Origin of the sequence: Paenibacillus sp. FSL L8-0644, assembly GCF_038008165.1 — a bacterium.
GTDB classification, from domain to species: domain Bacteria; phylum Bacillota; class Bacilli; order Paenibacillales; family Paenibacillaceae; genus Paenibacillus; species Paenibacillus polymyxa_D.
On record NZ_JBBOYN010000001.1, the window covers coordinates 2,831,335 to 2,848,907 of the forward strand.

Below are 17,573 nucleotides of genomic sequence, written 5' to 3' on the forward strand. Positions count from 1 at the left end.
GTTATTAAACCTCCCCTATCCGGGATGCCATACCGGCAGCTTGATAAAATGCAGCCCTGACTTCCTCAACCTCTATCTCGTAACTGCATCGTATAGAAAAAATAAGGCCGTCCGTGTAGGAAGAAGCAATGCAATTGAACAGTGAATAGATCGGCAGCGGATTGGGTTGCTTTATGATAGTTTCATCATAATAATTGCTGTATTTTGAGTCTGCCTTAGCGCTGTTTCCTAAATAGTTAAACATGAATAAGTCTAGTTGCTCGTACTGCTTCCCAAACTGTGCAAGTGTTCTGGCACGTTCCCACTTGTCTTTGTAATCAGGACTTGTAAGAAGATGCATAAAATTAATCGTATGGTGTTTTAATAATTCCAGTCTGCTTCTGACAGACTGCATCATTTCATCCGGATTTTGTTTCAGTTCGATCAGCATAGGTACAAAATCAATAAATTCACCGGCCGTGTTATAATAAGCCGCCTCCTCGTACCTTCTTCCATCATATAAAAATAACAATGGTAGCTTATCCATACCTAAATAAGTTTGCAAGCCCCTTGTATAGACAGAAAGCGCAAACTCCAAAGAAGGATTTTCAGCAGGGATGCTTACGTTAAACAGGTAGGCTTCTGTGCTCGTTCGAAGATTTGGTGCCTGGAAGACATTTTGCTTGCTTTTTTGGAACGCTTCCAGATTAAAGGCTGATATCAATTCTTGTTCCGTAATTCCTTTCGGTCCACTTTGGATTAGATTGACATACTCCACATAGGGCTTCACTTCATCCGTAGGAAGGGGTCGATTTTGAAGCAGACTCCTGTAGTAAGCAACCAACTGTCTTTCAGCTACTTCCGAGGTCACCCGATCGCATATCGCATGATGATAAATAGTTATGACATAATGTTCACGAAGGTTTCGTTTCAGCACAAACATGTGGAACAAAGTATGTTCTTCGGCGAAACGGGTGTTCGTAACATAATCATTTATCATGTCCGTAATGGGACCACATGGGTTGTAATCCGACACATCAATGATGTTGAGTTTTGGTAAACCATCGCTAGAAGGTACGTATTCCCTCCAATAAGTCCATTCATCTCTTTGGACCGGGACACTTCTCAGTAATCCTTGACTTTGTACAAAATGAGCGAAAGCCTGATCCAAAAAATCGTAATTCACGCACTCATCCAGCCTAAATATACCTAAACTTGGAGGTGTATCAAACGAAATTTGCATTTGCTGAATTCCACTTAGCGGATATTCTTGTGCCACTTCTCTTGTTTTAATCCACTGATCTTTTCTCAAATTATCGTCTTCCAGCTGCTTGCGTAAACCTTCCACCTGACCCAGATCCATGCTTTTTAAGCCCAGACGTTGGAAAAACACCTCTTCATCCATGGTCCAGTATAGATCAGCCATTTTAGCTTTTTGATGCAGTGGTACAATGTAGTGTGGCAGTAGCTCTTGAGTTATTTTCCCGTCCATGATCCGCATGATATGGTTAACGTCAGCCACCGTGTCGCAGTAAAGCACCTGAATATCTCTAACTTCGTGAATAAAATCCCTTACTTGGTATTTCACCAGCTCGTAAACGCCATCTGTTTCTTGGTGAAGCCAAGATATCAACTCTTGAGTTGTTTTTATGATGTCCTGTTGCTTTTTGGACCCTACAATATTATTCTGAGTTGAATGAAGATAATCAGCGAGTGCCCGAATCGTTTTATAGTGGTAAATGTCTGTTAAAGTGGCGTGATATCCTGCACGCTCCATTCTCGACATTAATGTAAGCGCATGAATAGAATGCCCACCGAGGTCGAAGAAGCTATCTAAAACACTGAACTGCTGCACACCCAATACATCCTGCCAGATGTCCATCAGCTTCGTTTCCAGTCCTGGCTTAGGAGACACATATTCTGCTCCACCATGCATATTCTCTTCAAGGGCCAACAGTGCCTTGCGGTCCAGCTTACCATTCAGTGTCAATGGCATTTGTTCTAGTTGTATATAAAAAGATGGAATCATGTAATTCGGCAGCTTTATAGAGAGAGCCGTTTTAATTTCATCTGCTGTCAGTTTTTTGGTCGCCGTAAAGTATGCTTCCAGTTGCTTTTGACCGGCCTCCTTTTCACGGGCAATAACTGCCGCTTGTTGTATATCATCTACTTTTAATAAATGCGACTCTATTTCCCCAGGCTCAATTCGATAACCCCGTATTTTCACTTGATCGTCGATCCGGCTGATATATTCGATGTTTCCGTCCGCTTGCTCTTGCACCAAATCTCCGGTTCGATACAACCTGCCTCCAGGTACCCATGAAGACTGAATAAACCTCTCTTCTGTCAGCTCTGGACGATTCAAATAACCTTTAACTAAGCCATCGCCAGCGATGTACAGTTCACCTGCAACTCCCTGTGGCAGAGGATGCTGCTCTTGATCCAAGATGTAAACCTTCGTGTTGCTGATGGGTTTGCCGATCGGTACGGTATTTGCATTTTCGTCCAAATGATCGATATGATAATAAGTAGAAAATACCGTGCTCTCCGTCGGTCCATAGACATGAATTAAGCGGCCCGGACCTAGACGGGCAAACGCTCTACGCACATGGCTGACTGAAACCTTCTCACCACCGAATAGCAAGGTTTCAATTGTTGCAAAGCAATCGGGATCCACATCCACCAATGCATTAAAAAGTGCTGTCGTGACGAAGCATTTCGTGATCTGTTGTGTCCGTAGGACGCTTGATAGCTCACGTGCATTCATGGTTTGATCTTGTGAGTTCAAAACGAGAGTGCCTCCGTTAAGCAAAGCCCCATAAATACCAAATGTAGAACCATCGAACGAAAAACTGGCCACTTGTAATATCCTATCTTTTGTCGAGAATTGGATGTAATTCGGCTTTTTAACAACACGTGTAATATTGTAGTGCATCGTCAGGGTGCCCTTAGGTTCGCCTGTAGAGCCAGACGTATACATAATGCAAGCAAGGGTATCGGAACCTTGATTAGATGAGAGATTCCCTGTTTCTTTCCCATAGTTCCGCTTGTCCATCAAATCCAGTACAACACTGGCGAGTTCTGTTTGCTGGTGGATTGGAAGCCGGGTCAGCAGGAGATTTGCACCAGAATCCGTCAGCATATAGCGTATACGTTCCCTCGGGTATTCAGGATCAATCGGCACATACGCTCCCCCAGCTTTTAAAATCCCGAAAATTCCGATGATCATTTCCAATGAACATTCGACCATCATTCCGACAGCCTCGTCTTGATCTAAACCTTTAGCCCGCAAAACATGTGCTAGTTGATTAGCCTGTTTGTTCAGATCAGCATACGTCAAGTGCTTTTCCCCAAATACAACTGCTATGTGATCCGGTGTGCGCTCAACCTGCTCTTCGAACAGTTGATGAATCGTTTTCTCCCGCGGGTAATCCGCTAACATACCGTGTACCACGCTCCACTTCATCTCCTTCTCCTATTAACTTTTTTAAAGATGGGAAACTTTCTTATGAGCCAATGCTAAAAAAGGTATATGTGCCACTTAGAAGTGATTTCTGGATAGGCAGTTGGATGAAGAGAATGAAGACTACAGAGGATAAACTATAATTCCGATATTACATTAGGTTGGGTATTTAACTGGAGAAAAAGAAATGACATCAGAGCTTGTTTTTTGACTGAAAATTTCTTTAAAATAAGTATATAGCTACTTTTTGCTCTACAATAAAATACCACAGATTGGTTACTCGACTGGAGGAAAAGAAATGACATCGGAGTGGCAGAGATTACAGACCAAACTGCCGGAATGGGTAGAACAAAGCCGTCATGAGTATATTCATGGCAAGGTAGCAGCATATATTCCCGAACTGTCCAAAGCCCCGGCCAACGCACTTGGTGTTGTTGTAATGAACGGTGCAGGTAAAACCGTGGTAGCCGGGGATACGGAAATCCAATTTACGATGCAAAGTATTTCAAAGGTATTTACGCTCATTCTGGCCTTGATGGATAATGGAGAGGACGTTGTCTTCTCTAAGGTGGGTATGGAGCCTACCGGAGACCGTTTTAATTCCATGTTGAAACTAGAACTGGTTGAGCCGGGGATTCCGTTTAACCCACTAATTAACGCGGGGGCAATCGCGATCTCCTCTCTGATTCGCGGGAACAGTCCAGAAGAGAAATTTGCCCGTGTTCTCCAATTTTTCCGCCTGCTTACCCACAATGACACATTGGAATATGATCAGGATGTCTACGACTCAGAATCAGCTACAGGCCATTTGAACCGTTCTCTTGCTTATTTTCTAATGGAAAAAGGTATTTTAAGAGGTCATGTGGAGGATGTGCTTGAAGTTTATTTCAGACATTGTGCTGTCAAATTGAACTGTACAGATTTAGCACGTATGGGACTTGTACTAGCCTACAACGGCCGTGATCCGGTGACAGGTATACCGCTGATTCCCCGCCGCTATGTACAGATCGCCAAAACATTTATGACGACATGCGGCATGTATGACGCTTCAGGGGAATTCGCCATTCAAGTCGGACTACCTGCCAAAAGCGGCGTATCAGGCAGTATTATGACGATGGTACCTGGACGCTATGGCATTGGACTGGTTGGACCTTCTCTGAACCGTATGGGAAACAGTACAGCTGGTGTACACTTGCTGGAGACGATGTCTCGGGATTTGGATTGGAGCTTGTTCTAGATATACGAAAAAAGGGTATTCCCAGCCTTTACGGCTTATAGGAATACCCTTTTCTATTTTTGTTGAGTTCCTTCTATGTTACGAGATTTGACCGTTAACCAGTTTAATTTGAATGCGGAACGGATCAGCTACATACTTGGCGCCATCGCGTTCTTGCACTCCATAGCCTGCTGCCTCTAAACGAGCCACAATGGCATTCAATTCATTCTGATCTGGTACGATCAATTCAAAATAATCCAGTCCGGCAGCGTGCTCAGGAGCTGGTGGGGCTCCTTCACCTGCCCATATATTCAAGCCCATATGGTGGTGGTAACCACCTGCGGAAACGAACAAGGCTGAAGAGCCATACCGGCACGTAATGTCAAAGCCAAGCACATCGCAATAAAATTGCTGTGCTTTGAGCAAATTAGACACATGGAAGTGGACGTGCCCGATTACCGTTCCCTGAGGTAGTCCCTGCCAAGGTAAATTCTCGGAAATCGCAACCAAATCTTCTGCATCCACGGGATCTGTTCCCATCATGTAGAATCCATTTGCATCCTTTTTCCACTGATCATGGGGACGATCTGCATAGATTTCAATTCCGTTATTATCGGGGTCATGGATATATAGGGCTTCACTTACATCATGGTCTCCCTGTCCGATTTCAATCTCATGAGCCAGCAGATTACGTAAAGACAGGCCCAGAGCTACACGGTTCGGTAGAAGAATAGCAAAGTGGTATAATCCGGCTGCGGACTGGCGCGGCAGAATAACTGCATTTTCAATATAGTTAAGGATCAGTAGCGCATGCTTCCCATCGACAGTCAATTCAGCGGTATCCGCCGTTTGACGCAACAGCTGAAAACCAACGACCTCTGTATAAAATTGAATAGAACGTTCCAAGTTGCTTACTTTTAATGAAACCTGCCCGATTTTGGTGTTGTCATGAATATGCGCTGTCATGAGATTTCCCTCTTTCTACATGGATTGGAGAACCAAAGCTATTCAAAAATTATTGTTCGGTTGACTCACGACGGCCGATCAACGAATCCAGAGACAAGCGAGTCGTTGGTGCAAATACCAGATGAAGTGCTACAAGAATAAAAGCAATATCCAGCTCATAGCCAGCTCCTTGACCATTCCCCATCAACCCGCCGGACAATTTTGCTGTAAAAATAGCACCGATCAAAACAATCACAAATAGCCCAGATACATAGCGGGTAAGTAGTCCAAGAATCAATGCAATTCCGCCGACCAACTCAATCACCGCAACAACATAACCTAAAAATCCTGGAACGCCAATGCTGGAAAACCAGCCTGCTACATTACCCAACCCCATTTGGAATTTAGCAATTCCATGTGCCAAAAACAAAATTCCCAGCGCCACCCGCATAATTGTAGAAATGTTTCTGCTTGCTGAACTCATATTTATCTCTCCATTCTGTTTGTTTATTACACTCATACAAGTGCATATGAATAATTAATTTATATTACTAATAATTTGGTTAAAAAAATAATACTGTCTGAATCTATGCCGCAACACATGAATGTGAATCAAACTCGAATTATTAGTAATAGAAATAATTATTTTGTAATGTGAATTTATCATAAGAAACTGTGGTCTGTCAACAAAATATTTGGTATGATAAATATTACATTAGTATACATTATATTTTCTTAAAGGAGGAACGCTCTATGAGTATAGGATGCAACATACGCGCTGCTCGTAAACGTAAAAATTTATCCATTCAGCAAATATGCGAACGAACCGGACTATCGCAAGGGTTTATGAGTCAAGTAGAAAATAATAAAACCTCACCTTCCATCGCTACATTGGACAGCATCGCTAATGCGCTAAACGTACCTCTCGCTTTTCTGCTTCTTAAAGATGAGGAACGCATGCAAGTGATTCGCAAGGACGAGCGCCGTAAAACCTTATATGGTAAAAACAAGCTCCAGGTCGATCATTTGGGGGGTCAGGGTAACGTCAAAATGATGCTCGTTGAAATGCCGCCCGGCTCATCTACAGAAGAAGAGCATGCTCATGCAGGGGATGAGATTCATTTTATCTTGGAGGGCACGGTATACGTGGAGCAAGGCGAGGATACAGCTACCCTGGAAGCAGGAGATTCCTTTAGCTGGAGAGCAGCCATCCCCCACTATGTCAAAAATGTGGGAGAAAACAATGCCCGAATTCTGATCTCCGTGTTTCTCGAAGCAAATAATGATGCTTAATAGATATTTACGCAAGCACGAAGCAACAAAAGTACAAATCCTATCGAAAAAAGCGCGTACCGGAAGTATCTTTACTTCAACGATCCGCGCTTCTTATATTTTCATTTGCTATTGCTGCTTTTAACTTATTCCATCACCTGCTGGGCATCTGTACGCGATTCCCACGGCAGCTTGAAGGTTTTCATAATTTGTTTGGTATTAGCCGGGAGTCCAGTTATCGGATCACCCGTAGTACCCAGCAGTTCTTCTTTTTTATCCGTAGTAATACGCCCATAGAAAGTGGTACTGCTGTCTCCCCATCCTGTAGTGAACTCGTAGATCAGCGGCTTATTTATTTTCGGATAAGTTCCCCACTGATTTTTGGCTTTATTCTCCAAAAAACGCCCCAGCGGGTCGTATTCCATTGTAAATTCTTTATCAAAGGGAGCTCCCACATACCCTTGATAGGTGACAATCGGAAAACCGTCCTTCACTTCAATCAGACTCAGCACATCCCCGTTCACTGTAAAATACCGTAATGCTTCACCTTGGGGGAACATGTAGACACTGGACAGAAGCTCAGTGTTAGGACGGTGTGGTTCTATATAAGGATGGACAGAACTTCTGTTTATGCGGATTAACGCTTCGCGTGCTGCCACGAGATCTCCCTCATATATTTGTTCTTTTAGTTTACCGTGAATCGGCGGCTGAATCTGAATCTGTGTATTTGTCTTCTCCAACGTATAACCTAAATCAAGCGAAACATCTCTCAGAGGTATATATACTTCTTCACTTACAACCTCAAAGGTAAGTTGCTGCTGGTTCTTACGTGACCGCTCCTTAAGAACCAAGGGTTCTGCCCACTTTTGTAGCGTAATCTGCTTCTTTTTGACATCCCAGTGGTAGGTTGCACCTACAGCTTCGGCTAAAGATTTAAGCGGAACCATGAGCTTCCCGTCGATCAATAGAGGTTTAGCCTTGCTGTCAATAGGTTGTCCGTTTATAACAATATCTATGAACTGCGTTGATTGAGACGCTATGGCACCCTGTTTAGTAGCTTCGGCAGCCGCCTGATGCATTGTGGTCAAGAGTAAGGATAGCATTAACAAGGCGACAAACAATCGCTGAAATCCTGCTCGTTTTAGCTTCATCATCAGTCTCCGTTCACTGAATGAACTTGTTCATTCCTGACCTATCTCTTTTTGGCTGCGTCAATGTCTCCAGGATTCAAACCTTCCCATATGTTCGGGATACTAACGGTCTCTGGATGCTCAAATACGAGAAACGCAGTCGGCAAATACCGCTCTCCGTATTCAGAAGAAGGCTTGTTTACAATGGCATTATCCTTGACTAGCACCGTTGAAGAACCTCCATCCAGATTAGCACCGATAACTGCTCCATGTTTAAGCAAAATATTTTGCATATCATACAAGTTGGCACCAATGCTGTACCCAGGCTGACGACCATCGATGGTCACGAATATAATGGCACCGTCAGCTCTTTGCCCCATTGCGGTACGGGGGGCAATTCCCCACCCCTCGCTTGCATTGCGAATCAGACCTTTCCCATTCACGATTAGACGTGGTTGAAAAGTAACCGCTTCTTGCACATTCATTTTGGACAACTCGGACAACGAATAGTGACCGGCTATCATTTTCCCCTGTTTATCAATACCTACGATTTGAACAGAGGCATTTCTCCCCATATCATTGTAGTATATCTTACCCTGGGAAATGACAACGCCAATCGGTTTAAAACCATTCCCATTCCAGTTGGGGTCAGCAAAGCCACCGCCATTTACGCCAGCAACAGCCCCCAAACGCTCGACCATGCTAGATACATGTTCTCCCCGGCCGACTTTAGCAGGAATCCCGAGCCTAATTTTAGTGGGGTCATGCACCGTCATAACATAGCCATGATAGTTACGACCCGACACTTCTTCCACTTCAACCAACGGCGTTTGCTGTACTTTGGTGGGTATCAGATCAGGCAAGTTGATTGTATGTCTATCCTTCTCCTCACCCATCTCTTCGAACCGGGCTGAATATTCAGCCACTCGTTTCTTCGCTTCTGCTTCGCCGATAAAATATTTCGCCCAGTGACGATGCTGAGTCGTAATCAGCGTGTCCGCAGCCAGATAGCGCATGTCCTTGCCAGAAGGGGTTAAAAACAACCATGCACCACCCCCAATTCCCGCTAACAGGAATACAATAAAAAGTCGCAGCATAAAGCGACCAAATTTTCCTTTTCGTTTCTTTTTCTTATTTTTCTGCCTGCGAGCTGCTGCACGCTGTGGCAAGACTTCCGGTTTCATTTATCATCTCTCCTGTTTGGTGACTTCTATCGTATTTCATCACTATTGCCCATCAAATGATCCGCAACGATAGGCTGCGACATCTAACGACAATATCATAAACTAATTTTGTAGAATGATAGTGTCAATTTTTTAACAGATTCATCCACTCTGAAAAAGAATACATTAAAAAGTCCTTCACATAAATGTGAAGGACTGTAAATATAGGGGCGATATCCTATTTACGGAGCAGCCTCCGGTTCGAGCAGCATGAACAGCTCTTTCATCTGCTGTCGCTTGAGTTTGGGACTAAGCACGTACAAAGTATCGCCCGGTTCAATCACTGTCGTGCCTCTCGGGGCAATAATTTGCTCGTTCCGAATGATGGCTGTGAATAAAATATCTTCAGGCAACTGTATATCCTGAATCGCTTTGCCCGCTATCGACATCCCATTTTGTACCTGAATGTGGTTGATTTCCGAAGTAGTTTTTCCCAGAGAAACTAATTCCAGCAGTGATGGAGACGACGTCTCGTTAGGGTCCATCAAGCCAAGCTTCACCGCTAGCCACGAAATAGTGGTACCTTGAATAATTGCAGAAGTGAGCACGACGAAAAATACAACATTAAAAAACAAAGGTCCTACATCCATCTCATCCAGTAAAGGATAGGTTGCGAGTACAATAGGTACCGCCCCACGCAGTCCTGCCCAGGATAACAGTGTTTTCTCGCGCACAGAGTACCTGGAAAAAAGCAAGCTTAGGAACACGCCTATTGGACGAGCCACGAGCATGAGGATGAAGGAGAGCGCCAAGCTTTGCCATGCAATGCCCAGCAATTGATCGGGAAAGACCAATAACCCGAGCAGGACAAACATCATAATCTGCACCATCCAGGCAAAGCCATTGTTAAAATGAATAATAGATCGCTTGTAGGTCAAGTCGGAATTTCCCAATACAATCGCCATGACATACACCGCCAGCAATCCGCTTGCCTCTAGTAACGATGCCGCCGCATACGTCAAGACCGCAAATGCCAATGCCATCACAGGATACAAACCGGATGAATCAAAATTCATTTTATTAATGGCATATACACCTAAGCGTCCGAGTACAAAACCAACGGCTAAACCAAAGCCCATTTCCCATAAAAATAACAAGATATGTATCCAAATGGATTGCTCAGGGTGATGTATCAGCTCAATCAATGTTACTGTGAGAAAAACAGCCATTGGGTCATTACTGCCGGATTCCGCTTCGAGCGTTGAGGTAATTCGTTTTTTGATGTTTTTACCTCCTAGAACGGAAAACACGGCTGCCGCATCGGTCGATCCGACAATAGCGCCAAACAGCATGGATTCCATCCAGCTTACGCCTAAAATAAACTTGGCGCATACGCCAATGACTACGGTCGTAATGATGACCCCTAACGTTGATAATGACAGTGCAGGTCGAATAACTGGCTTAACATCTGCAAACTTTGTCTGCATCCCGCCTTCAAACAAGATTACAATGAGCGCGAGAATGCCAACTAGCTGTGTGATAAAGGCATTATCAAAATAAATAAACTGACTGAGCACCATACCTACGGCAATAAACAATACGAGCGCAGGCATACCGAAACGGCTGGAAAATTTGGTAGTCAGCACACCGACCAGCAGCAAGCCGGACAGCAAAAGCACAATAAAATTAATAACGGTTGTCTGTTCCATACGGCTTCTCCTATCTTGAAAATAGATGTTCAATTTTTCGCCTTTTATCTATATACCCTCAAATCACACAGAATACTAATTCTAAACAAAAAATTATATAATAAAATAAAAAATCCAGCTCATGGTTTGTGCTAAATCGCACTCCATGAGCTGGTTTGTATATTTTTTATAAAGCTTAAGCAGAGACAATCGTCGTGCTTTAGGCTTTAGGATGAATCATATGCGCAGGTACAACATATTGATCGAACTGTTCTTCAGTCAACAGTCCGCTGCGGAGTGCCGCTTCTTTTAGGGACAGCCCTTCTGCATGTGCAAGTTTGGCGATTTTAGCGGCATTTTCATATCCGATATGTGGATTCAATGCCGTCACCAGCATCAGTGAATTATTCAAATTGTGCTCAATCTTCGTGAGATCAGGCTCGATGCCAACGGCACAGTTGTCATTAAAAGCAATGATGGAATCGGCCAGCAGATGAACAGACTGCAAAAAATTGTATATAATGACTGGCTTAAACACGTTCAGTTCAAAATTACCCTGACTTGCTGCAAAGCCGATAGCTGCATCATTCCCCATGACTTGTGTAACGACCATCGTCAGTGCTTCACTCTGGGTCGGATTCACCTTGCCGGGCATGATGGAGCTACCTGGCTCGTTAGCAGGAATCGTGATTTCGCCCAAGCCGCTACGCGGACCACTTGCCAGCCAACGAACATCATTGGCGATTTTCATCAAATCGGCAGCGAGCGCTTTGACTGCTCCATGTACGGCCACCACTTCATCGTGGCTAGTCAGTGCATGAAATTTATTGGGTGCGGAAGTGAACGTTTTGCCAGTGAAACTGGAAATTTCCGCTGAGGTTCGGGAGCCAAACTCTGGATGAGCATTAATTCCAGTCCCCACCGCTGTACCGCCAATCGCCAGCTCCTTCATGTATTGCACCGTGTCGATGATCATTCGCTTGCTTTTGTCCAGCATGGCATACCAACCACTTATTTCCTGACCCAGCGTAAGCGGTGTCGCATCTTGTAAATGGGTTCGCCCAATTTTTATAATATCCTTGAATTGCTCTGACTTCTGTTGAAAAGTCTCTTTGAGCTTATCGATAGCAGGCAACAAACGGTCCTCCACTGCAATGACACCCGCTACATGAAGCGCCGTGGGAAACGTATCATTCGAGCTTTGCGACATGTTAACATCGTCATTGGGATGCAGCTTCGCATCCTTTCCCTGCTCTTGTAACCATTGGCTCCCCAGATGAGCAATCACTTCATTCACATTCATATTGGACTGCGTTCCGCTCCCTGTCTGCCATACAACCAACGGGAAATGGTCATCAACCCGCCCTGCGAGAATCTCGTCCGCTGCATAAATAATCGCGTCCTGCTTCTCCTGTGATAGCTTACCCAGCTTATAGTTACTGATCGCCGCGCTCTTTTTAAGCACCGCGAACGCCTGTATGACCTCTAATGGCATTTTCTCCGAGCCAATCGGGAAATTTTCCTTGCTGCGCTGTGTTTGCGCTCCCCACAGACGGTCTGCCGGTACTTTGATTTCGCCCAACGTATCCTTTTCAATGCGGTAGTTCAACTCATTTCCTCCTCTTGGCCTATGTAATTCAGACAAAATATGGTGATCTCTCTTGCCTATTATACATTAAATTTCAAATGTTATCATTTATTTTGCAAGCGCTTTTTTACGATGAGGCCAGAGGAGGAAGAAGGAAAATTCGTCTACAAGCCTGACCACTAGGATCAACTAATGGTGATATTGCTTTTGGCATGTACTTCTTTTCTGCCCAGTAGCTTGTTTAGCGCATCGATGTAAGCTTTGGCGCTAGCTTCCAAAATATCAGTACTTGTGCCTCTTCCCAGAGCTGTGTACTCTCCTTGCCTCAAAATGGCGTGCACTTCCCCCAATGCGTCTTTGCCATAAGTTACAGATTGGATCGAATAATCCTCCAACTCCACCTCTTCACCACTGGCCTTGTCTATAGCATGGAAAATCGCATCTACAGAACCGTTACCCATTGCCACTTCATCAATTGCTGTCCCATCTTGTTTACCCAATCGAATGGATGCGACTGGAACCGACTGATTACCATAAGACACCTGAATGGAATCCAGTGTGTACATTTGAGGCGAGGCATTGCGGCTTTCGTCCATCAGGACGAGCAAGTCTTCATCCAACACCTGTTTTTTCTTATCCGTCAATGCTTTGAATTTGCGGAACGTCTCTTGCAGCTGTTCCTCCGTCAAAGCATCAAACCCCATGTCCGCCAGTTTTTCTTTAAATGCATGTCGACCCGAGTGCTTGCCCAACACAAGTTTACTCGTCTTCAGACCAATACGCTCAGGGGACACGATCTCATATGTTGTACGCTCTTTAAGCATCCCGTCTTGGTGTATACCAGACTCGTGAGCAAACGCATTGGCTCCAACAATGGCCTTGTTTCCCGGCACCGACATCCCCGTTCGTTTGCTCACCAGGCGACTGGTAGCATACAGTTCCTCTAAAATCAGACTCGTTTGTGCACCATAAAGCTCGGTTCTGGTGTCAAGGGCCAGTGCAACTTCTTCGATAGGTGTATTTCCGGCTCGCTCACCGATGCCATTGATGGTACCTTCAAATTGGTCTACACCATTACGGATGGCCGCCAGCGTGTTAGCTGTTGCCATACCAAGATCGTCATGACAATGTGTGCTAAGTTGTATTTTTTCGATACCGGGCACTTGTTGTTTTACAATTCTAAACATTTCACCGAACTGATCCGGGGAGGCATATCCCACCGTATCCGGTAAATTGACGATTGTCGCTCCAGCACGAATCGCCATATCTACGACCTCACAAATAAAGTCCAGTTCGGTACGACTGGCGTCCTCTGCTGAAAATTCTACCTTGCTGAAATACTTGCGTCCATAACGAATGGCAGCAGCAGCGGTCTCTAATACTTTCGTTTTATCCATTCGAAGCTTATGGTGGCGGTGAATAGGTGAGGTAGCCAGAAACAAATGAAGACAGGCATCCTCTGCTCCTCGTAGCGCCTCTCTGACCGCATCAATATCCTGTTCTTTCGAGCGCGCAAAACCAACCAGTGTCGCTTGGGTAACCTGTTTGGCAATCTCCTGCATGCTGGTGATCTCACCAGGCGAGGTTGCTGGAAAGCCGGTCTCAATCCGATCTACGCCTAATTTTTGCAGCTGAAGGGCAATTTCCACCTTTTCCGTGCTAGTTAAGCTAACTCCTGGTGATTGTTCTCCATCTCTTAACGTTGTGTCCAACACCCATATTTTGCGCATACAGATACCACCTTTGGTTTGATTTTAGGAGATGCTCAAGTAGAAGGTTTAAATATTTTATTCATCCGATCATCTGATGTTTAAGAGTAAAAAAAATTATGAACTTCCCATATGCTTTTGCAGCTCCAGCTTGGTGCCGTCCAAATGTTGAATACTATACAGCTCGGCAGCCTTGCCATCCTGATCCCGGATTGCTTCATATATTTTTTCATGCTGCACAGTAAAATGATTTTGCATCGCCGGATCGGTAATGAGATTGTTCAACGCCTTGCGAATGGCCTCTACAAAGCTGCCATATACATCTGTAAGCACCTTATTGCGTGTAGCTCCGGCAACAGCCAAGTGAAAAGTGATATCCGCATCCAAATACCCGTTCATATCTCCAGCGGCCAGGGTTGCAGCACGACGATCCAGCGCCTCACGCATCAAGCGTAGATCCTCGTCTTTACGACGTAACGCAGCCAATCTGGCAATCTCTAGTTCCAACACACTCCGCACTTCATAAACCTCAATAATTTCAGCACGGCTTAGACGGTAATCCAATGGCTCTTGAGAAGTTGTCGGTTGGCAAACAAAAGTTCCGTGTCCTTGCTTTTTCTCTAATAGACCGGCATGCACCAGAACGCTAACCGCTTCACGTACTGTAGATCGCCCGACTCCGAATAGCTTCATGAGCTCAGGTTCGGTTGGAATCTTAGTGCCCACATCCCATTCACCAGTAGCAATTTTTCGTTGCAGCTGTTCAGCTACTTCATCGGCGATTTGCTTGCGTTTGACGGCTTGAAAAGGAAAATTCATCTGATCATCTCCTGTTTCGTATCATACTATGACTGCTTGGCATTCTGCAACCTTTTTCGTCCTCCTTCCCCATTGGCCCTTACCTGTGCTTTACAACCCCAAATAAAGCCTGCACCGTTGGACACGATACAGGCCTATAAGGATAAATTTAAATGCTAGGATTTCGATTTATTAGGTGTAATACAATACAAACGGCTGGTTGCTTCAAAAATATGGCCTGGAGCCAGTGCTATCAATCCGATCTCCTCCGCTGGTAGGTCTGGACGATTCGGTGCATTGATCATGTTCATTTGCGGCTCAGGACAGATGAATTCCTTGTTCGCTTTGTTATTCCAGATCATCCAATGCTTATAAGCTGTACCTACATCGTATACGAGGGTAGCACCTGTCTTACTGTGTGTCAGTTCCATGTAGTTGCGTCCATTTTGCGGAGCTGCCGTGTAATGATTATCCATAGAGGCAAAATAAGGACTAACTCCCGTCGTCTTCAGCAGTTCCTCTTCCGGAGATAAAGGCTGGAACTGACCTGTGGCCAACAACCGTTCCGTCAGCTCACGACGCTCACCGATTGTGACCTTAATCTTGTAGTCCTCAGGCGAGCTATCGGGTACGAACGGAACGCGAATCGCTGTGTGAAAGGCAAATAAATTGGGGATCGGTTGATCGCCCTCGTTATGGATCACATAACGCTGATGCAGGCCAAATTCGTCCAGACTGTACGTTAGTTTCATGGTAAAGGTGAAGGGTAAATAGCGGAACATGGGATGTCCTTCCCTTACATGCTGATTCATTACCACATAGCTGCCCTGCTCCCCGGAACCGTAGTCCTCGACCTCCCACCGAACAGTGTGTAAAAAGCCGTGCAGATGGTTGTGGGTCGCCTCTTCATTTATCGGCAGCTCATATGTAACACCATTCCACAGGAATTTTCCATCCTCATACCGATTCGGAGGAAACAGGAAAGGAATTCCGTAAACGGACGGGCTTTGCTTAAAAGCCTCTATGCTCTCAGCATCTGGCTCACGCAAAAAGGAATATCCCGATTCATTGTCACGAAAAGAAATCAGATTTGCGCCGTTTCCCGGCAGGGCAACTGCTTCATATCGTCCAAATTTAAGACGAATCGCCGGTATTCCATAATAAAGATCACCAATTGCAGCATGTTGTTGTGTCATCAAAAAATCCTCCTTTGATGAAATGACGATGTTTAATGAAAGCGTTTAGCTTTTGGCTTGACTATACCATGCTGAGCAGAAAAATTCCACGTCCACACAAAAAACGATGCCCCGCAAGGCATCGTCCTTCACACATCACTACACATAACGTCCCTGTTTGGGTACAGCCATGTGCTCAAAATCTCCCGCCAGTCGCTCCAGCTGATCTGTCAGCTCAGCACCATGCATGTAATGGCCATGTCCTGTGACTGCAATCTCAGGCTTTAACTTGGCCAGCATTTCCACCGAACGCTGCGCAGCTTGCCAATCTGTTGTAAAATACGCAGGAGGCCCATGTATTTCTTTTTCCTGTAAAATAACGGCCAGTGCCGATTCCTGTTTCACCGTAATAAAAGCGTCACCGGCCACCATTAACCTTCTTCGCTCATGAAAAAGCGATACATGACCAGGTGTATGTCCTGGCGTATGCAGCCACTTCCAACCAGGGGCACCGGGGACATTGCCATCTGGGGGCAGTGATGTGATGCGATCATCGAGATCTATAGCATCATTAGGGTATAAGAAGGAAATGCCCGACATTAAACCTCCCCCTACACTAGGGTCAGGTTTTTGATAATCCTTCATTCCCGTCAAATAAGGTAATTCCAAAGGATGTGCATAAACAGGTGTACCCCAATGCTGTACCAACTCAATAACCGAACCTACATGATCAAAATGACCATGTGTAAGCACAATAGCGATCGGAGGGCCAGTGAACCGTTCCTCTGCCCGGCGTATAATCGAGTCCGTAAATCCTGTCATCCCCGTATCCACCAGCACCCAGGAACGGCTTCCTGGCTCCCCAATAAAACACATATTTACAAATAGCGTCCGTAAGCTCAGGAGATCGGGAGCAGCCTCTTCATTTGCCGTCATTCCTTCGGTGAACAGATGATTTGCCAAAGCTTCACCCTCCTATTCACATGGAATTTACTGTTAATATCGACCTTTAGGCTTCCCCCATGTCAGCAGATTATGCGGACACTGCTAAATATAATCCGCTTGTCACGAAAATAGACCATGTTTACATTACTCGGGTAATTTGCTCCATGCCGTATCTAGCAAATAGTCGAATAAATCATCGTTCTCTTCAATCCAGCTATCCATTTGCAGCATCTCTTCCTCCACCCGTGGCTCTCCCGCAAAATGGAGACTGTAATCCCATTCCTTTCCCCTTTTACTGTGGAATGTGATTTCATATACAGAACTCTGCCCGTCTACTCCAAATACCACTTGGCCCAAATAAGCACCATTCTCATCTCTTGTCATTTGTGCCTGTTGAATATGTACTTCTTTCACTTCCTGAGGTGAATTTTGCTCTGTCATTCATCTATCCGCCCTTTCATTTTCACTAAATAGTACCAAAACTAATTTGTGAACCTTTTCG

General features: G+C 44.9%; 14 protein-coding genes. 2 read left to right on the plus strand and 12 right to left on the minus strand.

Annotated elements, in window-relative coordinates:
- Positions 1–4: 4 nt before the first annotated feature.
- Positions 5–3,445, minus strand: coding sequence for an amino acid adenylation domain-containing protein (locus tag NSS94_RS12645; protein ID WP_341039397.1), 3,441 nt, complete (start codon positions 3,443–3,445; stop codon positions 5–7).
- A gap of 295 nt (positions 3,446–3,740) precedes the next feature.
- Here NSS94_RS12645 and glsA point away from each other — a divergent pair, with 295 nt between their 5' ends.
- Positions 3,741–4,679, plus strand: coding sequence for a glutaminase A (gene glsA, locus NSS94_RS12650; protein WP_341039398.1), 939 nt, complete (start codon positions 3,741–3,743; stop codon positions 4,677–4,679).
- 78 nt (positions 4,680–4,757) lie between these two features.
- Here the strand turns inward: glsA and NSS94_RS12655 are convergent, their stop codons facing one another.
- Positions 4,758–5,624 carry a VOC family protein gene (locus NSS94_RS12655; RefSeq protein ID WP_318627327.1) on the minus strand — a complete coding sequence of 289 codons (867 nt, stop codon included), beginning with the start codon at positions 5,622–5,624 and terminating at the stop codon, positions 4,758–4,760.
- Positions 5,625–5,673: 49 nt separating this feature from the next.
- Entirely contained in the window at positions 5,674–6,087 is a 414-nt protein-coding gene (locus NSS94_RS12660; protein WP_069011792.1) for a DoxX family protein, read from the minus strand.
- Positions 6,088–6,356: 269 nt separating this feature from the next.
- Here NSS94_RS12660 and NSS94_RS12665 point away from each other — a divergent pair, with 269 nt between their 5' ends.
- A complete protein-coding gene (locus tag NSS94_RS12665) occupies positions 6,357–6,896 on the plus strand; it encodes a helix-turn-helix domain-containing protein (RefSeq protein ID WP_341039399.1) in 540 nt (179 codons plus the stop codon).
- A gap of 125 nt (positions 6,897–7,021) precedes the next feature.
- Here NSS94_RS12665 and NSS94_RS12670 read toward each other — a convergent pair whose 3' ends face one another.
- The 9 genes from NSS94_RS12670 to NSS94_RS12710 form a co-directional block, all read right to left on the minus strand.
- Positions 7,022–8,026 (minus strand): copper amine oxidase N-terminal domain-containing protein, encoded by a 1,005-nt coding sequence (locus NSS94_RS12670; RefSeq protein ID WP_029517514.1) that lies wholly within the window; start codon positions 8,024–8,026, stop codon positions 7,022–7,024.
- 41 nt (positions 8,027–8,067) lie between these two features.
- Entirely contained in the window at positions 8,068–9,189 is a 1,122-nt protein-coding gene (locus tag NSS94_RS12675) for a phosphodiester glycosidase family protein (protein ID WP_029517513.1), read from the minus strand.
- Positions 9,190–9,410: 221 nt separating this feature from the next.
- Positions 9,411–10,877: a potassium/proton antiporter gene (locus NSS94_RS12680; RefSeq protein ID WP_029517512.1), complete on the minus strand. Its 1,467-nt coding sequence runs from the start codon at positions 10,875–10,877 to the stop codon at positions 9,411–9,413.
- Between the two features lie 199 nt (positions 10,878–11,076).
- Positions 11,077–12,465, minus strand: a complete 1,389-nt coding sequence (gene fumC, locus NSS94_RS12685) for a class II fumarate hydratase (protein WP_318627324.1) — start codon at positions 12,463–12,465, stop codon at positions 11,077–11,079.
- Positions 12,466–12,629: 164 nt separating this feature from the next.
- Positions 12,630–14,174 (minus strand): 2-isopropylmalate synthase, encoded by a 1,545-nt coding sequence (locus NSS94_RS12690; protein ID WP_341039400.1) that lies wholly within the window; start codon positions 14,172–14,174, stop codon positions 12,630–12,632.
- Between the two features lie 96 nt (positions 14,175–14,270).
- A complete protein-coding gene (locus NSS94_RS12695) occupies positions 14,271–14,972 on the minus strand; it encodes a FadR/GntR family transcriptional regulator (protein WP_029517509.1) in 702 nt (233 codons plus the stop codon).
- A gap of 155 nt (positions 14,973–15,127) precedes the next feature.
- Complete coding sequence (locus tag NSS94_RS12700) at positions 15,128–16,147, minus strand: aldose 1-epimerase (protein ID WP_341039401.1); 1,020 nt, start codon at positions 16,145–16,147, stop codon at positions 15,128–15,130.
- Between the two features lie 138 nt (positions 16,148–16,285).
- Complete coding sequence (locus NSS94_RS12705; protein WP_341039402.1) at positions 16,286–17,089, minus strand: MBL fold metallo-hydrolase; 804 nt, start codon at positions 17,087–17,089, stop codon at positions 16,286–16,288.
- A 126-nt stretch (positions 17,090–17,215) separates the two neighbouring features.
- Positions 17,216–17,512, minus strand: coding sequence for a hypothetical protein (locus NSS94_RS12710; protein ID WP_023988878.1), 297 nt, complete (start codon positions 17,510–17,512; stop codon positions 17,216–17,218).
- Positions 17,513–17,573: the final 61 nt, after the last annotated feature.

Coding starts and splice junctions, on each gene's coding strand:
- NSS94_RS12670 (WP_029517514.1), bottom strand. CDS start 8,026: ATGAAGCTAAAACGAGCAGGATTTCAGCGATTGTTTGTCGCCTTGTTA.
- NSS94_RS12695 (WP_029517509.1), bottom strand. CDS start 14,972: ATGAATTTTCCTTTTCAAGCCGTCAAACGCAAGCAAATCGCCGATGAA.
- NSS94_RS12690 (WP_341039400.1), bottom strand. CDS start 14,174: ATGCGCAAAATATGGGTGTTGGACACAACGTTAAGAGATGGAGAACAA.
- NSS94_RS12665 (WP_341039399.1), top strand. CDS start 6,357: ATGAGTATAGGATGCAACATACGCGCTGCTCGTAAACGTAAAAATTTA.
- NSS94_RS12645 (WP_341039397.1), bottom strand. CDS start 3,445: ATGAAGTGGAGCGTGGTACACGGTATGTTAGCGGATTACCCGCGGGAG.
- NSS94_RS12660 (WP_069011792.1), bottom strand. CDS start 6,087: ATGAGTTCAGCAAGCAGAAACATTTCTACAATTATGCGGGTGGCGCTG.
- NSS94_RS12700 (WP_341039401.1), bottom strand. CDS start 16,147: ATGACACAACAACATGCTGCAATTGGTGATCTTTATTATGGAATACCG.
- NSS94_RS12710 (WP_023988878.1), bottom strand. CDS start 17,512: ATGACAGAGCAAAATTCACCTCAGGAAGTGAAAGAAGTACATATTCAA.
- NSS94_RS12675 (WP_029517513.1), bottom strand. CDS start 9,189: ATGAAACCGGAAGTCTTGCCACAGCGTGCAGCAGCTCGCAGGCAGAAA.
- NSS94_RS12680 (WP_029517512.1), bottom strand. CDS start 10,877: ATGGAACAGACAACCGTTATTAATTTTATTGTGCTTTTGCTGTCCGGC.
- glsA (WP_341039398.1), top strand. CDS start 3,741: ATGACATCGGAGTGGCAGAGATTACAGACCAAACTGCCGGAATGGGTA.
- NSS94_RS12655 (WP_318627327.1), bottom strand. CDS start 5,624: ATGACAGCGCATATTCATGACAACACCAAAATCGGGCAGGTTTCATTA.